This window comes from Pseudoalteromonas sp. PB2-1, assembly GCF_045040605.1.
Classification (GTDB): Bacteria; Pseudomonadota; Gammaproteobacteria; order Enterobacterales; family Alteromonadaceae; genus Pseudoalteromonas; species Pseudoalteromonas arabiensis.
In genome coordinates, this window is record NZ_CP090667.1 from 2,510,661 (window position 1) to 2,529,496 (window position 18,836).

Here is an 18,836-nt window from a genome sequence, read left to right on the forward strand (position 1 = left end):
TCAATAAACCCGCAATGAAAAAATTTTTGCATTAATTGCCATGTTAATAAATTGGTTTATATAAAGATAAAGCACATCACTCTTAGAAAATATATAGCTCACACTTTCAATCAAAAACGCGGCAAATCAAGCCGCGTTTTAAGTTTATAGTTCTTTGCTAAATCAAACCAAGTTAATCAATCGAACCTTTGATTGGTCCATGTTCGTGGCTTACATGTGGGTTTTGACCACGTTGGCGCAATAAGTGATCCATTAAGGTAATCGCCATCATCGCCTCAGCAATAGGAATTGCGCGAATACCTACACATGGGTCATGACGTCCTTTGGTGATCATCTCTACCGCTTCGTTGCTAGTATTAATGCTGTTGCCAGGTATGGTAATGCTTGAAGTTGGCTTAAGTGCGATAGAGGCAATAATATCTTGTCCTGTCGAGATACCTGCAAGTACACCGCCCGCGTGATTTGATGTGAAACCATCTGGGGTCAATTCATCACGGTGCTCAGAGCCTTTTTGCTCAACCACATCAAAGCCATCACCAATCTCAACGCCTTTTACTGCATTAATGCTCATTAATGAATGTGCAAGTTCTGCATCAAGGCGATCAAATACAGGCTCACCAAGACCAACAGGCACATTTTTAGCAACCACTTTAACTTTAGCGCCTACCGAATCACCTTGCTTTTTTAGGTCGCGCATATATTCATCAAGCGCGTCTAACTTGCTTGGATCAGGGAAGAAAAATGCATTGTTTTCCACTTCATCCCAGTTGTAATCTTCAGCTTTAATTGGCCCAAGCTGGCTCAAACAAGCACGCACTTCAATACCATGAAACTGTTTTAGGTATTTTTTTGCAATTGCACCTGCCGCTACACGAATTGCTGTTTCACGGGCTGAAGAGCGACCACCACCTCGGTAATCACGGATACCGTATTTATGCCAATAGGTATAATCGCCGTGACCAGGGCGAAATACATCGGCAATTTTGCCGTAATCTTTTGAACGTTGATCGGTGTTTTCAATCAGTAAACCAATGCTAGTACCTGTGGTTTTACCTTCGAACACACCTGAAAGAATTTTTACTTCGTCACTTTCGCGGCGCTGTGTTGTATAACGACTTTGCCCCGGCTTACGACGGTCTAAATCAATTTGTAAATCGGCCTCACTAATTTCAAGACCAGCTGGTGTGCCATCTACAACGCCGCCTAATGCAACGCCGTGGCTCTCACCAAAGGTGGACACTTTAAATAGTTGCCCGATGCTATTACCTGCCATTAATTTTCCTCATTCCTAATGACTACTGAGACCGAGCCCTCAGGCTCGGCTTTTAAAATCTGCTGTTAATCTGCGAAATAGTTAACAAGCTGCTGTTTGCTGATTACAAACACGCCAAGACCACCTTGTTCGAATTCAACCCACTCAAACGGCGCACCTGGGTACAGCTCTTCCATATGTACCATAGAGTTACCAACTTCGACAAATAACAAACCGTTATCAGTTAGATGCTCAGCAGCTTCCGCTAGGATGGTGCGAGTAACATCAAGACCATCATGACCCGATGCTAAACCAAGCTCTGGCTCGTGATGGAATTCACGTGGTAAATCAGCCATATCTTCAGCATCAACATACGGTGGGTTAGCGACGATCAGGTCATATTTTTGACCCGGAACACCACTAAACACGTCTGACTGAATTGGCAGTACACGGTCATTTAGCATGTAATCGCTGATATTGATATCGGCAACTTCGAGCGCTTCATAAGAAATATCAACCGCATCAACCTGTGCATCTTCAAATGCTTGCGCAAGTGCAATAGCAATACATGCAGAGCCTGTACATAAATCAAGAATGCGCGTAACTGAGCTTGGCTCTTCTAACCATGGTGCAAAGCGATTGTTAATTAACTCTGCAAATGGCGAACGTGGAATTAACACGCGCTCATCAACATAAAACGGCATACCTGCGAACCACGCGGTGTTGGTCAGGTAAGGTACTGGCGTACAATCATTAATACGCTCTGCAATTAGTTCAGCTAAACGGTTTTTCTCGGTGCTGGTTAAACGCGCATGCATTAGCTCTTTTGGCGCGTCGATTGGCAAGCTTAGCGCTGGCAATAACAGGCTAACAGCTTCATCCCACGCGTTGTCTGTACCGTGCCCAAAGAAAATACCACTGCTGGCAAATTGACTGGTTGTCCAACGTAACCAATCGTGCAACGTTGAAAGTTCTGCAATTGCCTCGTCTAAAATTGCGTCTTCTATCTGGAAATGGTTCATATATGTTCCTTAACTTTCAAAGTCTGTTCTGACGCGTATTGTACCGTCTTTTCAGTTGGTTTTTACTCGATTTTTAGCGTTTTTTTGTTTAGACTGCCGCCATGAAAAAAGATCCCCACGACAACAACCACATTAGCACTGACGATATTGACTTATTTCGTCAGAGTATCAGTGGTGCCAAAGCATTTAAACAAGACACTATTCGATTCACCAATAAGCCTAAAGTGTCACAAGCGAAGCAATTTTCCCAGCAAAAAAAGCAACATCAGGCAGAATTTTTCTTTTCTGATGAATATGTACCAGATATCGACACTCACGGCACCGTCAGTTATGTCAAGCCTGGTCACGATAGCTATTTGGCAAAACAACTTCGCCGTGGAGATTACCCACCTGATTTAACCCTTGATTTACATGGCTTAAATAAAGAATTAGCCAAAGACGAGCTAGCGGGTTTGATTCATGAGTGTAAAAAACAACATTACTATTGCGCCTGTGTTGTGCACGGTATTGGTGAGCGCATACTTAAACACAAGGTACCGCAATATTTAGTACAACACCCTGATGTGATTGCCATGCACCAAGCACCGCTTGAATTTGGTGGTAAGGGTGCAGTACTTATTTTAATTAACCTTCCACAAAGTGACGAGTTCAGACGCTAACGTCTTCTTATCATAAGGCCTAATGTGCATATTTTTTCGATTATCTTTCCACTGATTTTTATCGTGTTAAGTGGCTACATCAGCTCGCGAAGCACGTTTTTATCGAAAGAGCATATAGCAGGGTTAAGTAAGTTTACTTTTTACATTAGTGTGCCTGCTTTTTTATTTTTAAATATGGCCCAAGCTGATTTACAAAGTAGTGTGTCTGTTGCGGGGTTTTTGAGCTTTTACATTCCGGTGTTGGCTATTTACACCCTTGGCTATGTTATTGACCGCTATTGCATTAAGAAACAATCTGCAGCATCACATCACGCAGTTTTTGCCCTTGGCAGTAGTTACTCAAATACGGTACTGGTAGGTTTGCCTATTATTATTGCTGCACTTGGCGAGCAAATGGTCGGCATTGTGTTTATGATCATTACTTTTCATAGCGCACTTTTGTTTACCCTCACCTTTTTGCTCAGTGCTAAATCGCAGCAAACGTTTTCTTGGCGAGCATTTGCTAAAAACATGCTACTGAACCCTGTGGTATTAAGCATCAGTAGCGGCCTTGCTGTAAACCTACTTGGCTTTACACTTTTTGATGATTTAGTAAATGGCCTCAGCTTACTTGCTAAACCTGCCATTGCCTGTGCGTTATTCGTATTAGGAGCGAACCTTGCGTTTTATAAAGTGGCCGACAACTTACAAGCATCACTTATCGCAACCATCATCAAGCTTGCCATGTTACCGTACGGAGTCTACTTTTTTGCAGGCTACGTATTTCATCTAGAACAATCGTTACTGAACGTTTTAGTACTTTTAAGCGCCTCTCCTTTAGGAGTCAACGCTTACCTAATCGCCAATCAAATTAAGCAGCATCAAGCGACGCTCGCAAGTACTGTGGTGCTCTCAACGGTATTAAGTGTAGTCAGCTTTAGTGTTTGGTTAAGTATTTTACTTTAGTTTTATAAACCACCCGACACATCGATAAAACTGCCTGTTGTGAATGAAGCTTGTTCACTTGCCAGAAAGTAAATTGCTGAGGCAACCTCATCAGCCTCACCACCACGCCCAAGGGGTAACTTTGATTTTAAACGATCAACTCGGTTCATTTCACCGCCATCACGGTGCATATCGGTATAAATAAGGCCAGGCCTTACCGCATTCACCCGTATACCTTTACTGGCTACTTCTTTAGCAAGGCCAATAGTAAACGTATCAAGTGCACCTTTCGATGCGGCATAATCTAAATATTCATTTGGCGAACCTGTTCGCGACGCACCCGAGGAAACATTCACAATACTGCCTTTATCCATTCGTTTAATAGCTTCTCGCGCGCACAAAAATGCGCCTGTGACGTTGCAACTTAAAATGGCGTTAATGCGCTTGGCATCCATCTCTAATAGCGGCATTTGTGGTTTCATCATCGCCGCGTTATTAACTAAAACGTCTAAGCGCGCAACTTGCTCATCTAATTTAGCGAACATGGCGAGTACTTGCTGCTCATCAGCAATATCGGCTTGGAACAAATATGAATTCACGCCAAAGGCTTCTAGCTCTTCAGCGACCTGCTGTGCACTTACTTGATCTGACTTATAGTTAATACACACGTCATAGCCTTGCTCGGCAAATAACTTAGCCGTTGCAGCCCCAATACCACGGCCGCCTCCAGTGATAAGAACCACAGGGTTCAAACTCATTCTCACTCCTTAAATACCAATTTAAACTGCTCGCATACTAAAAGCATTTCAGGATGACATTGATAACCTGTACCTGCTAGCTCTCGCTGATAATAATTCCAGTGCACACGCTGCCAATAAGCAAGGCTTTTGTCACCCTCCCCCTCTAATGCAGCATATTCGTCTGTGATTTGATTAAATGGCGTAATAGTAACCGCGATGGTTTCAATAATGCCTAGGGGCTGTTCTTGCCAATTAGTAAAAATAGCTAGGTCGCCAACTTGAGGTAAAGCTTCGTCATTAGCTTTAAACCAATACAGTGAAGAGGTTGTTGCTTGTTTTATACCTTTTAAAACAAGTAATGCGCAGTCATTGGCATCTTGCTCATTATCACAAAAATGCCAACTTGGTAGTTCATCAACGGCGCACCCTGATTGCTCATTAAAGCGAGCAATCAACTGCGCCTTACGCTGCTCGTTACTTAACGGCTGCAACAACCGAAATCTCTACAAGCAGTGCATCGCGCGCCATTTTTGCCTCTACACAGGCACGTGCTGGCGCATGACCTTGTGGTACCCATGCATCCCAAACCGCGTTCATCGCTGCAAAGTATTCCATGCTTTTCAGGTAGATTGTGGCGCTTAGCATATGCTCTTTGCTACTCCCCGCTTCAATAAGTAACGCTTCGACCTTATCTAGCATGGTTTGCGTTTGTTCGCTGATATCTTTTTCTGCATCTGCACACACTTGGCCACACAGGTACACCGTACCGTTATGCTTAACGATACGGCTCATGCGCGCACCAGTTTGTAAACGTTCGATTGTCATAGTTTTAATTCAATAGTTAACAGAAACATAAATCTAGCAAATTCATACTTATATTTCGACGTTATTAGGTGAGTGAATACTTAAGTAATGACTGCGCTGCTTGGTATCGTCATATTCAATAACAGCAATAGCGCCTGTGTTAAAAATCGGCATGTTACCAGGGCTCAATTGGTCAACCAGATAACTAACAATTGGCATGTGTGCAACAACCAACCAAGTTGAGCATTCTGGGTGCATGGCGATTAAGGTTTCAAGGTAGTCAGCAGCAACTTGAGGAGTGCCATCTGGAATTATGTCATTACAAGTTTCACTAAATTGTAATGGATTATTTTGCGTTGCCGCTTTCGCAGTTTGCTGGGCACGTATGTAAGGACTTACCAATAACGCATCTGGTTTATAATTTATTGCTAACCACTGCCCCATTTTACTGGCTTCCTGTTGCCCTGTATTTGTCAGTTGTCTTGCTGCATCATCTGCTTGCATTGGCGTTGCTTCGCCATGGCGCATGATTAAGATTGTTTTCATAAAAAATCAACCGATTAAAGAATATAAAACAGTAGCCAGTTTGCTTGATTGTCCGCTATATTAGAATATCATCACAAAACACATTAAACATCCTCTTATGATATTCAGGTAGATTTTCGTTGCAGTGCCTTTAGCGTTCCTGATTTATCATCTGTTGTTAGGACATTAACGCATTCTTCAGGAGCACCTTTTGAATATCAGCCGCAATGATAACAGAACATACCAACCCCTCACACTGGACAATGGTCTAAAAGTACTTTTAGTGCAAGACTTAGAATCAACTAAATCAGCGGCATCAATGGCAATTAATGCGGGTCACTTTGACGATCCCCTTGATCGGCAGGGCCTAGCACACTTTTTAGAGCATATGCTTTTTTTAGGCACTGACCTATACCCTGAGTCTGGCGGGTTTTCTAATTTTGTATCACAATCTGGTGGAAACACTAACGCATGGACAGGCACTGAGCACTCTTGTTACTTTTTTGATATTAATAATCATCAGTTTCCTGAAGCCCTCGCTCAATTTAGCCGCTTTTTTATTGCCCCACTATTAAACCCAAAAGAGACAGCCAAAGAGCGTAACGCGATTGATGCTGAATTTAAATTAAAGATCAAAGATGATGGCAGGCGCATCTACCAAGCACATAAAGAAACGGTAAACCCTGCACACCCCTTCGCTAAATTTTCGGTTGGTAACCAGCAAACTTTGGCTGATCGCGAAGGCTGCATAAGTGACGAGCTACGCGCTTTTTTCAACAGCCATTACCAAGCACAGTGGATGACACTGGTGATCTGTAGCAATGAAGATATTGCGACCATGACCAACTGGGTGAAGCACTATTTCAGCGAGATTAAAGGTCAGCCAAAAAGCAAAGAAATTATTGAACAGCCACTTTATCGTAAACAAGACTTAGGTAAAGTGCTGCACATTGAGCCGCATAAGCACATGCAAAAGCTCATCATTAGCTTTGCTATGCCAAATATTGATGATTTTTATCGCCATAAAACGGTGAGCTTTATTGCTCACTTGTTAGGTTATGAAGGAAAAGGCTCACTTTACTCAATTTTAAAAGAGCAAGGTTGGATCAACGCACTCTCAGCAGGCGGTGGTATAAACGGCAGTAACTTCAAAGACTTCAATATCAGTATGGCACTGACCGATGAAGGTATTGAATACTACGAAGATATTGTTGAAATGGTATTCGAATACATTTGTCTGATAAACCAAAACTGTGACAAGTTACCAAGGCTTTATCAAGATAAAAAGAATTTGCTGCAAATTGCCTTTGATAATCAAGAAAAAGCCCGACTTATAGATTGGGTAAGTGGTTTAAGCATTAATATGCAACACTATGATGAAGCCAACTACGTGCAAGGTGATTACCTCATGGAAGGCTTTAATCACTGTGCACATGAAATTGCAATGCAGTGGTTAACGCCTGATAATATGCGTCTTGTACTCATACATCCAGATGTAGAGCCGGAAAACACCACGGCTTGGTACAATACGCCTTATAAAATCGAAAATATATCACCTTGCTGGCTTGATGCATTAAGTGAAATTAACACCCCATTACCTGAAATGAGTTTGCCTGTTGCCAACCCGTATCTAACGAAGAATGTTGAACTTTTAGCACTGGATAAACCTAAAAAAACGCCTGAGTTACTGATAAAACAAGAAGGCTTTGATTTTTGGTTTAAGCAGGATGCGACTTTTCGCGTTGCTAAGGGACATTTTTACTTAGCGATGGACTCGCACTATGCCATTAAAGATGTCAAGCATATGGCTTTAACTCGGCTGTTTGCTGATTTATTTATGGATAGTGTCGCTGAGCAATTTTACCCTGCCGAGCTGGCAGGCTTAAGTTATCATTTAACCTCTCACCAGGGGGGTCTAACGCTTCATACTGCAGGCTTATCATCAAGTCAGCTTGAGCTAGTTGATGAACTACTCGAAGCCTTATTTAGTGTAGAAATATGCGCAAAACGTTTTGCTGAATATAAAAAGCAACTTGTGAGGCATTGGCGTAATAGTAATCAAAACAAGCCAGTAAGCGAGTTATTCAGTATCTTAGGTGCTAAAATGATGCCATGGAACCCAGAACCGAATGCACTTGCACAAGCTTTAAAAGATACAAGTTTTCATCAGTTTAATTGTTTCAGACATGAATTCTTTAAAGCGTTACATGTAGAGTCGTTTTTACATGGTAATTGGCAGCGTAGTGATGCACTGGCTTTTCAAAAACAAGTGGCGCATCATTTAGCAGGTTGCACTAAAATTATCGACCTAACACGCCCTCTTAACGATATAACAGATGTCGAGCAGCAACGCGTTGAGCTAAATTGTAATGACCACGCCATGGTTCTTTATTACCAAGCGCTGACTGATGACACAGCTGAAAAAGTAAAGATGATGGTGTTAAATCACCTTATCAATCAAGACTATTTTAATGAGCTTAGAACCAAGCAACAACTTGGTTATTTAGTGGGAGCTGGCTACGCACCTTTTAATACGCGTGCCGGTATTGCATTTTATGTACAGTCTCCAAAACACACCGCTGACGAAATACTCATCCGTCATCAGCATTTTATAAGTAACTATCTACAGCACATTGATTCTTTAGATGAGCAACAATGGCAAGATACAAAGGCAGGGTTAATTACACATATAGCAGAAAAAGATAAAAATCTTCGTCTTCGCTCACAAAGGCTCTGGTTAGCAATTGGTAATCGAGATAGTAAATTTAATATGCAGCAACAACTTCTTGCTGAGCTTGATAAACTGAGCTTAAAGCAAATGCAACAATACATAAAAGAGACATTTGCCGAATCGCGACCTCGAATAGAGCTGTTAAGTGATAAAGCAATCAAAAAACAGTCAAAAACAACCCTTTCTTCGCATTCTCTTTGACTCGCTTGCGAGCTTAGATTAAATTATCTGGTGCGAATTAAGGTATTGCATTAATGACAAAAATAATAACAATGATTTCAGTATTTCTAACACTCAGTATGGCCGGTATATTTTCAGCCGCCGCAAGCCCTATAGAGCTAGAGCAAAGCACCCTATTGCTTATACCTAGCTCTATAATGCTGCTGTTATTACCGTATTTGCTATTCGTTATTTATAAGCTCAAACGCTCACGCCATCAACTTCGTATTTCAGAACATAGATTAAAAAGTACCGTAGAAGGCAGCGGAGACACGTTGTGGGACTGGAATATAAAAACAGGTGAAGTTATTCGTATAAACGATAAATATACCGCCGATACGAATAACGCAGCAGGCTTCCCGCCCAACCGTGATTTAATACACCCTCATGATCTACAACATGTTGAAAAAGCCCTTAAAAAACATTTTGCTGAACACACTGCCTTTTTTGAAGCAAGCTATCGTATAAAAGACAGCTTAGAGCGTTGGCATTGGGTACTCGACCGCGGAAAGATTATTGAAAAAGATGTCAATCTTAACCCCCTACGTATGACTGGCACCGTACGTGACATATCACAGCTCAAATCCACAGAAGCACGTTTAAACCTATTTGCAAAATGTGTTGAGTCACTGACTGATGCCATCGCAATTTACGATAAAAACTTTAAATTAGTTGATTTAAACCCCAGCTTTTTGACCCTTTTTGGTGGTACTCGAGAGCAATATCTAAAGAAAGATTTTGCTCTTTTTGGCTATGATCAAAGCTACGTAGATGAAATAAAAGCAACGGTTAGAGCTACAGATCACTGGCAGCAAGAAGTTAAGCTTAGAAATGCACAACGACAGTTACTCCCCATAGAGATTTCTATCGACGAAATCAAAAACGAGCATAATCAAATATGTAATTACGTTGTGGTTTATTCTGACCAAACAGAGCGCAAAAAAGCTGAGTCACAGTTACATAATTTATCAAACCGAGACCGGACTACCGGCTTGCCTAACCGTAATTTGTTTTTTACTAATCTTAAAAAGCTCGCCAAACAAGATAATCATCATGCTCTATTAGTATTTGACTTGGATAACTTTAAAAAGATCAATGATTCCTTAGGCCACCAACTTGGTGACAGCCTGCTCGCCAAATTGGCTATGAGATTAAATAAGCTCACCCGTGAAAAAGACGTATTTTATCGCCTTGGTGGTGATGAGTTTGCACTTGTTATGTCAGGCACCAACGACATTCATACGATTACGCGAATGGCAAAGCTGTTTTTAGCAGCGATTGCCACACCTTTTAACATGGCAGGCCATGAACTAGTAATCACCTCAAGTGTTGGTATTGTGCTCTTTCCTGAAGATGGTAATACACCTGAGCTTTTATTAAAAAATGCCGATACAGCGATGTACCACGCTAAGAAAAAAGGCAATAGTTACTTATTTTTTAACGACACAATGAATCGCCAAGCCGTTAAACGCCTGCAAATAGAAAACCTAATGCGTTACGGCTTAAAAGAAGATCATTTTGAAGTTTATTATCAACCCAAAATGAATATTCGCACCGGCAAATTGGATGGTATGGAAGCACTTGTGCGTTTTATCACACCTAAAAAAGGGATTATCAGCCCAGGAATGTTTATTCCTATCGCAGAAGAAACGGGGCAAATTATTGAAATCGGTGAAGTAGTGCTTAATAAAGCCTGTCGTGATGTGAAGGCATGGATCGACCAAGGATTATTTAATGGTCGTGTCGCTGTAAACCTATCAGCAAAGCAATTTAGCTTACCTGATTTAACAACTCGCATTGATGTGATTTTACAAAAGAATGAACTACCCTCTTACTTTTTAGAGCTCGAAATAACCGAAGGAACGGTAATGGACGATCCTAATGAAGCAATTTCAGTGATGCGTTCTCTTAGTGCTCGGGGTATACACTTAGCGATGGATGACTTTGGTACGGGTTACTCATCGTTGGCTTACTTAAAGCAGTTCCCACTCAATACTTTAAAAGTTGATAAAGCTTTTATAGACGACATGCAATCAGAACGAGGTCGTAACATGGTCGATTCCATCGTTACCATTGCACACAACCTTGACTTACATGTTGTTGCTGAAGGCGTTGAAAAAGCAGAGCAAATAGCCATGTTAGAGCAATTAAATTGCCAAACAGTACAAGGTTATTACTACTCAAAACCCTTGTCACAACCTGAGTTCACAGCCTTTTTGAAAAAACAGCGTAATAAATCAGCGCCCAGTTTATTAAGAAGCGTTGAAGTTTAAGGTCGCCAACTGCACGCTTGTAAACCGATATGACGTATCAATGCACGTCGATAATGTATATTAAACAAGCACCAAGCAATAGGGCCTAGCGCCCCACCTAAAAATACCCAACGTTTAACAGGCATGCCTTTTGAAACTGACTCTAAATACATTACAAAAATAAATACACTACTTACACAAACAAAAAACACAGTAGCCCCCACAGTTATAAGCGCGCAGTGTACATAACTTAAGCACCGGTGAAAACGTCAGGATATAAATAGCCACTATAAAGGCAGATTATATTCTTAAATATCAAACATAAACCTAATAAAAAATTGTATTATTTATATACAAAGCGGTCAAAATTGTTAAAATAGGAACGTGCATTGATGCACATAAGGAATAAACAAAAATGATTAGGAGACATCATGTCTGACAATACTGCAAACGTCTACGAGGCACCGGAAGCAAACCTTACAGAAAATAACGATGGTAGCAACAAACCCATTTTGAACTTTGACCGCTTCTCGGCGTGGGGCGTGTTCTTTTTAAGTATCATTACATTAGGTATCTACAGTGTGTACTGGCTTGTAAATAGAACAAACAAAGCAAACTCACTGGCGAAAAACCAAATAGCTCAAGGACTAATTTATGGCTATGTGGCGCTGTATGTGGTTAACCTTGTTTTATCAATAGCCGGTATTTTACCTGAGCTCGGCTTCATTGTGTCGCTAGCCTCATTTGTCGTAGCTATTATTTTAATTTTCTCACTGCGTACTTCACTCACAGAATTAATTAATGAAGGTAGCGCTGAGCCTGTAAAATTAAATGGTATTTTAACGTTCTTTTTCAACGTTATTTATTTCCAATACAAGATTAATGAAGCAATTGATAGACAGCAATAAGCTACTATGATTTCATAATGAAAAAGGCATTAATTTTTAATGCCTTTTTACTATGTATCCCGTTTAACATCCAAGTATGTATTAGTTACTTAACTGCATCATTATAAAGCACCTGAATGTTTCACATTCAAATATGTATTGAGCACATGAGGCAATAACTGCTCAGGGTTACAATCAATCGCAATCACCCCTTCTTTTCTCAGTTTCGCCATATTTTTCTTATGTGTATTTAATAAACTGAGTGCTGCGCAATAACTTGTTGCATCTTCGTACTTTTGAATTGGTTCTTTAAGCACTTCACTCACAGAGCGGTTATTTATGTTGATTAAAGCAACTAAATGATGCTTCTGTAATAGTTTTATCGCTGGCAGTAATTCATCAATACTTTGTTCGTCGAGTGTTGTAACGAGTAAAACTAAAGAACGCTTACTACGCTTGGCAATTAGCTGATTTACAGCAACCACATAATCACTGCTACTTTGGTCTGGGTAAAGATCATAAAAGTGGTTCATTACCCGCGACACATTTTGTGCTCCTTTTACACCCGGTAACCAACGCACGTTCTGATTAAAGCTTTGCATACTAAACCAATCGCCTTGCTTTAATACCGTGTGTGATAGTAACAATAATGCATTTAGCGCGTGGTCAAAGTGACTGCCCTCTTTAGCCTCTATAGCCATTTTCTTTGAAGCATCCAGCATAACAATGACATGCTGGTTTTGCTCTTCTTGGTATTCTCGGGATATTAATTTACGGCGTTTACTGGTTGCTTGCCAATCTATCTGCCTAACGCTATCACCTTGGCGATACTCTCTTAGTTGATGAAACTCAATTCCATCACCACGTTTTTTTGTTAGCTTAAGGCCATTAATTGGTTTATTTGTCACGCCGTTAAGATGTTGCTTAGACGTGACGCGGCTGAAGTCTGGGTATACTTTCAACTGCGTCTTGTGTGTTGCTAACCAATTTGATTGCCATAACCCAAACGCAGAAGTTATACGCAATTCAACCGCCGAAATATCTGCATCTCCTCGCTTATGAGCACGAATTGAATAGCTAAGCTCAGCTTGTTGGTTTGTCTCAAGTTCAATACTTTTTACAGCTTCAGCAAGCTCCAGTGCATTTGTTAAATGAATACTAATGTCAGCACGTAGAACCTGTTTTGCTTTATTTTTTAGTCGCAACTTTATTGGCTGCCAGCGATATAACGCCATATTTTGATTTGTTGAAAGCTCTACAGATACATTGTGCGCAAATCGCGAAAAGTAACAATCAACACAAGCAATCAGCAAAGGAACACAAAGCAGTAGCGTAATAAATAAGCTGCTAAGCTCAATCAAAGCAGATACCACCACTAAGAGGACAATAACACTCAGTATCTGTACTAGACGTTTTGATGGTCTTAGCTTTATACGTTTCATGATCGTGGTGCTTCAACACTAGCAAGAATGGCACTAATCACTTCATCAAATGACACACCTTCAAGCTCAAGATCAGCAGATAAAATCAAACGATGGCGAAGTATATTAACTGACACTGATTTAACATCATCAGGGATTACAAAGTCACGACCATTCATTAGCGCCATCACTTTTGCCGCTTTAATAATATTAATTGATGCTCGCAACCCTGCTCCATGTAAAACTCCCTGCCACGTTCTTGAGCTACGCGTAATATCAACCGCATAATTTAAAATCTGTTCGTCCACTAATATATCTGCACAAAGCTGTTTAATTTGTGCAATTTGGGCAGCATTTAATACAGCTGGCAATTCATCAACGGTTGATTCATTCGAAACCATCTTGGTGTTTAGTTTTAGTAACTCCACTTCAGATTCGAACGAAGGAAACCCTAGCTCAATCTTCATCATGAAACGGTCAAGTTCTGCTTCAGGTAGCGGATACGTACCTTCTTGGTCAAGCGGGTTTTGCGTGGCAAGAACCATAAATGGCGAGTCGATTGACAGCGTGTCACCATCAATGGTTATTTGTTGTTCTTGCATCACTTCAAGTAACGCTGACTGAGTTTTTGCTGGTGCACGGTTTATTTCATCGGCCAATAATATGTTGGTGAAAGCAGGTCCCTTTTTAATATTAAATTCACCCGATTTCATATCATATAAACTGTGACCAACGACATCCGATGGCATTAAATCGGGTGTAAACTGAACCCGTGAAAAATCAACACTCAAGCTTTTAGCAAGTGCTCGTACCAACAAGGTTTTACCAAGCCCTGGTACACCTTCAAGTAACACATGTCCGCCGGCAAACAATACTGTTAATACGTCTTCTACAATGGCATCTTGGCCAACAAGAACACGCGCAATATTTTCTTTCACTTTTTTTACTGCGTTTGCCGCATCTACCAGGCTCAATGAGTGAGTATCTAGTTCCGTGCTCATAAGGCATTCCTTAATTGTTTATATCGTTTTATATAATCTGTTCGTTGTTCACGAGACTCGGGAAGTTCACTTGAAAGCAAGGTCTCGACTTGCTCTTTATCAAACTGAGTTAAACTGGCAATAATCTCAGCCTGTTTATGTGCACTAAGCATTTTGAAGTTAGGGACTCGCGTCTCTACTTTTGCATTAAAATCTTTTTTTAGCGCCTCGAATAAACGCGCTTCATGACCATGTTCTGTGTAAAAATTTGCAATAGCTCGAATATGCTGATTAAAGCTTGTTTTGCTATCGACATCTGGCGCATATGCGCGGCCAATACGGCTAGTAATATGCCACACAGCAAATACCACTGTCAGTAATAAGCTAACCACAAACTGCCAGCTCCAATGCCACAACTTAGATAACCAATTTGGGTAACTTAAATACGGCACATACGTCACTTTACTGGCACCTTGAGTAAGCCAAACTAATAGGCTGCCATGATCTAGATGTCGTAACTTATAATTAGTAAAAGGGGCCAGTGATGGTAAAACGATAACACGACCCGCACCAAATGGCAGATCGCACATTACAGTATCACCCGCTTGATTTTCTGTTTGCACGCCTTGGCAACTATCAATTTTAAAAGCTTGGCTAAGTTCGAGTTCTAATTGCGTTGTCTCATCAATTGTCAGTGTTGTATTTGAGCTGCCTTCTTCTAATAGCACAAAATTGAATTCAAACACATCATCGACGGTTGTAACATCAATCCCTAACTCTTGGAAAAAAATTGCGTTATCAATCCCTAGCTCATCGCGCTGTCGGTTAAGTACATACACTAAACGCCCACCGTCAGCGACCCACTGCACTAGCTGTTGATCAAGCTCATATGAGTTAGCAAGTACAGCCTCATCAACAACCAGCATAGTATTTGGGTCTATTGTTAATTGATTGGGGTTAGTTTGGCTGGCTAAACGTTTATCTTTGTGCCATTTCACATCATATGAAGCCAATAACCGCTGAGCCAGAGTGAAGCTGTCTTTTGCTACCTCTGGTTGAAAACCTATCTCTACTTCCTGTTTTTCCCATTTTACTGATGCCAACATTGACCCGAGTAAAGCAACGGTTAAAACCAGTAAACCAATCATAAAATACTTAAGTTTCATGGTTTAACTCCACAGGCAACGACATTTGCTTAATTTGCTCTGCAAGTTGTTCAAAGTCGATATTAGGTTTTCGATGTCCCCAAGCAACACTGACCCATGCTGAAAATAATGTGCCAAATACAGCTTGCCATTGCTCGGGCACGCTTGCATCAATTGCTTGTTTACACTCACGTTCAGTCATTGAACGATGAAGTTTTATCTCATACTGAACCTGTGCCCAGCGAAGTGAGTGATGTAATAAGTAACCAAGCGCTAACCGTAAGTTTCCTGAACGATAACTCTCAAGTGCAGCACTAATTAAATCAGCAGGAAGTTCGTCTTGTTTAATGTCAGTAAATAAAGACGGAATAACATGGTCTGACTTTTTTTGTGACTTTTCAGGCAATTTCAACCCTGTGAAAAAACCTTTATTCTTAACAAGATAATAAACAAGCCACAGTGCAAGTAATCCCACAAAGCCCCACACTAAATAGCTAAGCGTAAATCCAATTAACTCAAAAAAGTTACTCAGCCATGAAAAATCAAACGATGATGGACTTGCGTTGTCTTGTTCAAAATTAAAGTCAGGAACCCAAGTCGTTTTCTTTTCAATAACATCATCTTGATTGTAAAGTGTAATCACTTGTTCTTTAACAGCATCTTTATCAAGCTCCTCAGCAAAACTGGTTTGTGGCATCGCTGCCAAAAAGCTAAGTAAGCAAGCGCATATCAACGGCAAAGGCTGTGCAAAACGTGTTTTTATATTCTTAAAAGCAAGCTCAATGTCCCAACCTTCGAGCTCAACCCTGCGATGTAAATAGGCTAAAAACCCCCCTGTGACAAATAGTGGAGCTACTAGAGAAATACTTAATAAATAAAGTAAATTAAAGGCAATTTCTAGCCAAGCAGGAGAGTCTTGAAATTGATAGATAGATTCTTCAAGAGAAAATGAATTTGGGATCAATGCAATTGAAAAAGCCGAAAGTCCCATTAAAACAATAAACTCGAAATGTACGCAAAAAAGCATCCATAAGGTTTGCTTTGGCTTTGATGTTGCAAAAAGAACTTGCTTACGTTTTTGCTTTCGCTCTGCTGATAAGCGCTCTAATTGCTCCACCGGAGCCAAAAATGCACGATTAGGGCTGAGCCTGAATACGGTTAGATGCGCTAGCATATCCTTGAATTTAAGCTGCTTTATAACCAGTATGCTTGACTTAATAGAGGTTGGTTGACTAAACACAGCCTTCGACATGTAATCAAGTAAAGGGCGTTCAAATAATGGTTTTAATAGCCATACAGCAAATGCAGCGATTGACCAGCCAAGTAAAAACCCTAATATCAAAAATGTTGGTAAAGCTAAGCAGATATAAAGGCTAAACAAAGGTAAAAAGTGCTGCTTAGTTAATAATACAGTTAAATCAAAGTTTTCATAGGCGCTACGTTTACGCGGGTTAAAACTTAGCCTATTAAGCTCCATAACGCATCCCCTTGTATAGCCTATACAAAACAAACGCCCAACAAGCACTCCCTACACTATATTTAATTTCATTGGCTATATCACGTGGCGACCAAAAGGCCTCAATAAATGCCGCAAGCACAAGCATTAAAAACGCACCAACAATAAGAGGCAATGCTTTTTGGGCGGCCTGTTTAATTGCATAGCCGCGGGTAAAATGACCAGGATTTAATAATGCATAACCTATCTGACACCCTGCAGCAGAGGCAATAATAATGGCGGTTAATTCAAATGAACCATGGGTTATAACGAATGAGAAAAATGGCCCTTCAAAGCCAATATTAACGATGTGAGCGGCAATCGCACCAAAGTAAAAGCTGTTAAATAGTAAGAAAAATGCAGCGCCAACACAAAACAATACCCCACCAGCAAACATTTGAAATGCAATGCCAATGTTATTGTAAATATAAACACCAAACATCATGAGATCTTGAGCTGCGCCACGCTCAGCTGTTTGTACACTGCCCCCGGGGTTATACATTTCTTCAATTTGCAGTACGGTGCTTTGCCCTAAAAATGTATATACCGCATCAGGGTCAAGCATCACCCAAATAAACGCGATAAGTGCTAAGCCCCAAAATGCTAATAAGTTAATGCCCAGCATTATACGGTTCTCATAGAGGGCCCGAGGAAATGCAGTGCGGGCAACATGCCATATCTCAGAAAACTGATTGCTGCGAGATAAGTACAAGCGCTTTTGACCATACTGAACTAAACGATTAATTTGCTCAATAAGCACGGGGCTGTATTGGCGACTGCGGGCAATGGCTAAATCATTACACACCTTACGGTACATATTAGGAAAATAAACCGGCAAACTTTCTGATTCTGCAAGCTCGCAAAGCGCCTTAAATTCATTCCAACTCTGGCTATTCGATTTTACAAATTGCGTTTGCTTCATTGCACTATCTCACTCTGCGCCTGTTCATTAGAGTTACTTAACTGACCTGAGTAAAAACGCGCATAACCGACTAACATACTTTGCGCTTCACTGGTCTCTAACTTAAATGGTTCCGCTAAAATAGCAGCGAGTTCACTGCGCCTCGCATCAGAAAGCTCATCACTGCGCTCTGCAAAAGCAAGCACTGCTAATTGTTCTTCCGTGCTTAAGCTCAATACTGGGATTTCAATATTGCCTTTCGGTAATTCAGGGCGTGCCTCTACTTCATCATCATAAATAACCATGGTGCCTGCAGCCCAATCACCAATACGCTTAAAACGAGAGTTGAACATCATTACAACAAGCCCTAAAAAATAGCCAATAGGTAACATATCTGCTGGTCGTAATAGGTTTCGTACAACAATTTGTGAAAAACTGGCTGGTAGGCCATTATCTTGTACTACGCGGATCTTAAGACGCTTTTTCCCAGGAGTTTGACCATTTTTCATTTCAAAAAAAATGTTGTATCCCCAAGATGTTATAAAATAAATAATCAGAATAATGCCCTGTCCTGCATCACCTAAAAGGCTAAATACAAGTGATACAACGAACATAATAAGACTGCGAAATAGGAAATCGATGATGTAGGCATAGCTACGGGAGACAACACCTGCGGGTGTGATTGCAATATCAACCCCTTCAGGTAATTTAACGTATTCTCTGTTTTCCAATCCGTGGTTTAACATTTAATCTACTACTGCTTGATATTATTGTTTTCGCTACCTAACCCGTATACATGATAGAAACAGCCACATAGCAATAATTTGAGCGCTTAATAATGCGCTTTTTCTGTCCCTTTTTCAATCTTTAAACAAAGTA

General features: G+C 40.7%; 18 protein-coding genes. 5 read left to right on the forward strand and 13 right to left on the reverse strand.

Annotated elements, in window-relative coordinates; genetic code table 11:
• Nucleotides 1-172: 172 nt before the first annotated feature.
• Nucleotides 173-1,273 (reverse strand): chorismate synthase, encoded by a 1,101-nt coding sequence (gene aroC / locus L0Z67_RS11760; RefSeq protein ID WP_062569802.1) that lies wholly within the window; start codon nucleotides 1,271-1,273, stop codon nucleotides 173-175.
• A 65-nt stretch (nucleotides 1,274-1,338) separates the two neighbouring features.
• Nucleotides 1,339-2,274, reverse strand: a complete 936-nt coding sequence (gene prmB, locus L0Z67_RS11765; protein WP_054553196.1) for a 50S ribosomal protein L3 N(5)-glutamine methyltransferase — start codon at nucleotides 2,272-2,274, stop codon at nucleotides 1,339-1,341.
• A gap of 101 nt (nucleotides 2,275-2,375) precedes the next feature.
• Here prmB and smrB point away from each other — a divergent pair, with 101 nt between their 5' ends.
• Nucleotides 2,376-2,933, forward strand: a complete 558-nt coding sequence (gene smrB / locus L0Z67_RS11770) for an endonuclease SmrB (protein ID WP_062569801.1) — start codon at nucleotides 2,376-2,378, stop codon at nucleotides 2,931-2,933.
• Between the two features lie 24 nt (nucleotides 2,934-2,957).
• Nucleotides 2,958-3,878 carry an AEC family transporter gene (locus tag L0Z67_RS11775; RefSeq protein WP_062569800.1) on the forward strand — a complete coding sequence of 307 codons (921 nt, stop codon included), beginning with the start codon at nucleotides 2,958-2,960 and terminating at the stop codon, nucleotides 3,876-3,878.
• A gap of 2 nt (nucleotides 3,879-3,880) precedes the next feature.
• Here the strand turns inward: L0Z67_RS11775 and L0Z67_RS11780 are convergent, their stop codons facing one another.
• From L0Z67_RS11780 to sixA, 4 genes are read right to left on the reverse strand one after another with little or no spacing between them, the layout of a single operon-like run.
• Nucleotides 3,881-4,615, reverse strand: a complete 735-nt coding sequence (locus L0Z67_RS11780; RefSeq protein ID WP_062569799.1) for an SDR family oxidoreductase — start codon at nucleotides 4,613-4,615, stop codon at nucleotides 3,881-3,883.
• A 2-nt stretch (nucleotides 4,616-4,617) separates the two neighbouring features.
• Entirely contained in the window at nucleotides 4,618-5,088 is a 471-nt protein-coding gene (locus L0Z67_RS11785) for an ASCH domain-containing protein (RefSeq protein ID WP_405128053.1), read from the reverse strand.
• On the reverse strand, nucleotides 5,072-5,422 hold the full coding sequence (locus L0Z67_RS11790) for a RidA family protein (protein ID WP_062569797.1): 351 nt from the start codon (nucleotides 5,420-5,422) through the stop codon (nucleotides 5,072-5,074). The genes L0Z67_RS11785 and L0Z67_RS11790 overlap by 17 nt, the downstream gene beginning before the upstream one ends.
• A gap of 48 nt (nucleotides 5,423-5,470) precedes the next feature.
• On the reverse strand, nucleotides 5,471-5,947 hold the full coding sequence (sixA, locus tag L0Z67_RS11795; RefSeq protein WP_062569796.1) for a phosphohistidine phosphatase SixA: 477 nt from the start codon (nucleotides 5,945-5,947) through the stop codon (nucleotides 5,471-5,473).
• A gap of 190 nt (nucleotides 5,948-6,137) precedes the next feature.
• Between sixA and L0Z67_RS11800 the strand changes: the two genes are divergently transcribed.
• Both L0Z67_RS11800 and L0Z67_RS11805 read left to right on the forward strand, forming a co-directional pair.
• Nucleotides 6,138-8,858 (forward strand): insulinase family protein, encoded by a 2,721-nt coding sequence (locus L0Z67_RS11800; RefSeq protein WP_062569795.1) that lies wholly within the window; start codon nucleotides 6,138-6,140, stop codon nucleotides 8,856-8,858.
• Nucleotides 8,859-9,034: 176 nt separating this feature from the next.
• Entirely contained in the window at nucleotides 9,035-11,149 is a 2,115-nt protein-coding gene (locus L0Z67_RS11805) for an EAL domain-containing protein (RefSeq protein WP_405128727.1), read from the forward strand.
• On the opposite strand, the gene L0Z67_RS11810 is transcribed toward L0Z67_RS11805, so the two are convergent.
• Nucleotides 11,146-11,340, reverse strand: coding sequence for a hypothetical protein (locus tag L0Z67_RS11810; RefSeq protein ID WP_062569793.1), 195 nt, complete (start codon nucleotides 11,338-11,340; stop codon nucleotides 11,146-11,148). The genes L0Z67_RS11805 and L0Z67_RS11810 overlap by 4 nt on opposite strands.
• Nucleotides 11,341-11,559: 219 nt before the next feature.
• Here L0Z67_RS11810 and L0Z67_RS11815 point away from each other — a divergent pair, with 219 nt between their 5' ends.
• Nucleotides 11,560-12,036 carry a DUF4234 domain-containing protein gene (locus L0Z67_RS11815; protein ID WP_062569792.1) on the forward strand — a complete coding sequence of 159 codons (477 nt, stop codon included), beginning with the start codon at nucleotides 11,560-11,562 and terminating at the stop codon, nucleotides 12,034-12,036.
• Nucleotides 12,037-12,137: 101 nt separating this feature from the next.
• Here the strand turns inward: L0Z67_RS11815 and L0Z67_RS11820 are convergent, their stop codons facing one another.
• The 6 genes from L0Z67_RS11820 to L0Z67_RS11845 are packed head-to-tail and all read right to left on the reverse strand — an operon-like array spanning nucleotide 12,138 to nucleotide 18,703.
• Nucleotides 12,138-13,457, reverse strand: a complete 1,320-nt coding sequence (locus L0Z67_RS11820; protein WP_062569791.1) for a DUF58 domain-containing protein — start codon at nucleotides 13,455-13,457, stop codon at nucleotides 12,138-12,140.
• A complete protein-coding gene (locus L0Z67_RS11825) occupies nucleotides 13,454-14,437 on the reverse strand; it encodes a MoxR family ATPase (RefSeq protein WP_062569790.1) in 984 nt (327 codons plus the stop codon). The genes L0Z67_RS11820 and L0Z67_RS11825 overlap by 4 nt, the downstream gene beginning before the upstream one ends.
• A complete protein-coding gene (locus L0Z67_RS11830) occupies nucleotides 14,434-15,582 on the reverse strand; it encodes a DUF4350 domain-containing protein (protein WP_062569789.1) in 1,149 nt (382 codons plus the stop codon). The genes L0Z67_RS11825 and L0Z67_RS11830 overlap by 4 nt, the downstream gene beginning before the upstream one ends.
• Nucleotides 15,572-17,038 (reverse strand): hypothetical protein, encoded by a 1,467-nt coding sequence (locus L0Z67_RS11835; protein WP_062569788.1) that lies wholly within the window; start codon nucleotides 17,036-17,038, stop codon nucleotides 15,572-15,574. Before L0Z67_RS11835 ends, L0Z67_RS11830 begins: the two co-directional genes overlap by 11 nt.
• Nucleotides 17,028-17,978 (reverse strand): stage II sporulation protein M, encoded by a 951-nt coding sequence (locus tag L0Z67_RS11840; RefSeq protein ID WP_062569787.1) that lies wholly within the window; start codon nucleotides 17,976-17,978, stop codon nucleotides 17,028-17,030. The genes L0Z67_RS11835 and L0Z67_RS11840 overlap by 11 nt, the downstream gene beginning before the upstream one ends.
• A complete protein-coding gene (locus tag L0Z67_RS11845; RefSeq protein ID WP_405128054.1) occupies nucleotides 17,975-18,703 on the reverse strand; it encodes an RDD family protein in 729 nt (242 codons plus the stop codon). The genes L0Z67_RS11840 and L0Z67_RS11845 overlap by 4 nt, the downstream gene beginning before the upstream one ends.
• Nucleotides 18,704-18,836: the final 133 nt, after the last annotated feature.

Coding starts and splice junctions, on each gene's coding strand:
- prmB (WP_054553196.1), bottom strand. CDS start 2,274: ATGAACCATTTCCAGATAGAAGACGCAATTTTAGACGAGGCAATTGCA.
- smrB (WP_062569801.1), top strand. CDS start 2,376: ATGAAAAAAGATCCCCACGACAACAACCACATTAGCACTGACGATATT.
- sixA (WP_062569796.1), bottom strand. CDS start 5,947: ATGAAAACAATCTTAATCATGCGCCATGGCGAAGCAACGCCAATGCAA.
- L0Z67_RS11790 (WP_062569797.1), bottom strand. CDS start 5,422: ATGACAATCGAACGTTTACAAACTGGTGCGCGCATGAGCCGTATCGTT.
- aroC (WP_062569802.1), bottom strand. CDS start 1,273: ATGGCAGGTAATAGCATCGGGCAACTATTTAAAGTGTCCACCTTTGGT.
- L0Z67_RS11805 (WP_405128727.1), top strand. CDS start 9,035: ATGCTGCTGTTATTACCGTATTTGCTATTCGTTATTTATAAGCTCAAA.
- L0Z67_RS11780 (WP_062569799.1), bottom strand. CDS start 4,615: ATGAGTTTGAACCCTGTGGTTCTTATCACTGGAGGCGGCCGTGGTATT.
- L0Z67_RS11830 (WP_062569789.1), bottom strand. CDS start 15,582: ATGAAACTTAAGTATTTTATGATTGGTTTACTGGTTTTAACCGTTGCT.
- L0Z67_RS11845 (WP_405128054.1), bottom strand. CDS start 18,703: ATGTTAAACCACGGATTGGAAAACAGAGAATACGTTAAATTACCTGAA.
- L0Z67_RS11835 (WP_062569788.1), bottom strand. CDS start 17,038: ATGGAGCTTAATAGGCTAAGTTTTAACCCGCGTAAACGTAGCGCCTAT.
- L0Z67_RS11825 (WP_062569790.1), bottom strand. CDS start 14,437: ATGAGCACGGAACTAGATACTCACTCATTGAGCCTGGTAGATGCGGCA.
- L0Z67_RS11840 (WP_062569787.1), bottom strand. CDS start 17,978: ATGAAGCAAACGCAATTTGTAAAATCGAATAGCCAGAGTTGGAATGAA.
- L0Z67_RS11820 (WP_062569791.1), bottom strand. CDS start 13,457: ATGAAACGTATAAAGCTAAGACCATCAAAACGTCTAGTACAGATACTG.
- L0Z67_RS11815 (WP_062569792.1), top strand. CDS start 11,560: ATGTCTGACAATACTGCAAACGTCTACGAGGCACCGGAAGCAAACCTT.